General features: G+C 77.9%; 2 protein-coding genes. One reads left to right on the plus strand and one right to left on the minus strand.

Annotated features, from left to right (window positions below):
- A partial coding sequence (locus HGCM_RS10255) for a glycosyltransferase family 2 protein (protein WP_161604977.1) occupies positions 1–735 on the minus strand: 735 nt, incomplete at its 3' end.
- Between the two features lie 170 nt (positions 736–905).
- On the opposite strand from HGCM_RS10255, the gene HGCM_RS10260 reads away from it, so the two are divergent.
- Positions 906–1,567: glycosyltransferase family 2 protein (locus HGCM_RS10260; RefSeq protein WP_019136751.1), on the plus strand; the 662-nt coding region annotated here is incomplete at its 3' end.

The raw sequence follows: 1,567 nt of genomic DNA on the forward strand, positions 1-1,567 counted from the left end.
CGCGGCCTCGACCGCGAGGCGTGCCGGCTGCGCGAGGTCGTCGTAGGCCTGCCGGGTGCGCTGGGACCAGAAGTGCCGCGCCGTCGGCGGGCGCCGGCGCACGACGACCCCGCCCGCCCGCCGCACGCGGCCGCCCGCCGCCGCGACCGTGCGCACGAGCTCGAGGTTCTCGAACAGGACGTGGCCGTCGTAGCCGCCGGCGCGCAGGAGCGTGGAGCGCCGGACGGCGAGCGTGCCCGGCCAGTCGCCGCCGAGCCCGCGGTTGACCAGCGAGCGGGCGCTGTCCCAGCGCGCGTGCCACGGCAGGGGGTCGAACGCGTTCTGGGGGAGGACGACGTCGGCCGTGTCGAGCAGCGCCGCGACGCGGGTGAGGGCGAGCGCGTCGTAGCGGACGTCGTCGTCGGCCACGACGACCTTCTCGCCGCGGCTGAGCAGCACGCCGGTCATCACGCCGCGCACCTTGCCGTTGAGGGCCGGCCAGCGGTCGGGCCGCACGTGCCGGACGAGCCGGCCCCACGCCCGGGCGTGCGTGCCGTAGAGCGGCTCGGGGGAGCCGTCGACGACCGTCACCGGGACCAGCCGCGCGAGCCGGCCCAGGTAGTCGGTGAGGTCGTCGAGCTCGTCGTCCGAGGTCCAGCGCAGCGGCAGCACGTACTCGACGTCGTCCAGCACCTCGCGCGCGGGCGCCGCCGGGGGCGCCGGTCGCCGCGTCCGCAGGTCACCGTGGTCCGGCATCGTCGCTCCCGGGTGGTCCGCACGACCGCCGGTGCCTCGACGTGCGACCACCGTCCCGCCGCGTCACCGGCGCCGCAAGCCGGGGCGCCCTCGACGCGCGGGACCGGGGTTCCTCGCGCAGACTGGCCGCGTCGAGCGCACGGCACCGGTTCATCGGAAGGACCCCGCCCGTGACCCGACCCACCGTGTCGGTCGTGATCCCGGTGCGCGACGACGCGGACGAGCTGGACGGCTGCCTGGAGGCGCTCGCGGCCCAGACGCTCGCGCCGCTCGAGGTCGTCGTCGTCGACAACGGCTCGCGCGACGCGTCCGCGCAGGTCGCCCGGCGGTGGGGCGCGCGCGTGGTGACGGTCCCGACCGAGGGGATCCCGGTCGCGGCGGCCGCCGGGTACGACGCGAGCCACGGCGAGGTCGTCGCGCGGCTGGACGCCGACTCCCGGCCGCCGGCGCACTGGGTCGAGCGCGTCGCGGACGCGATGAGCGACCGGCGGGTCGACGCCGTGACGGGGGTCGGGACGTTCCACGAGCTGCCGCGGGCCGTCGGCGTCGGTGGAGCCGTGCTCTACCTCGGTGCGTACTACCTGCTCGGTGGGCTCGCGGCCGCGCAGGTGCCGCTGTGGGGCTCGTCGATGGCGGTGCGGCGCAGCACCTGGGAGCGGGTGCGGCACGGGGTGGAGCGGCACCGCTCCGACGTCCACGACGACCTGGACCTCGCGTTCGCGCTCGGCGACGCGCGCGTGCGGCTGGACCTGGGCCTGCACGTGCTCGTCTCCGCCCGGTCGCTGCGCGGCGCCGCGCAGCTGCGCCGGCGCGGGCGGCGGGCGGTGCGCAC

The sequence above is a fragment of the Cellulomonas massiliensis JC225 genome (assembly GCF_000312005.1).
Lineage (GTDB): Bacteria > Actinomycetota > Actinomycetes > Actinomycetales > Cellulomonadaceae > Cellulomonas > Cellulomonas massiliensis.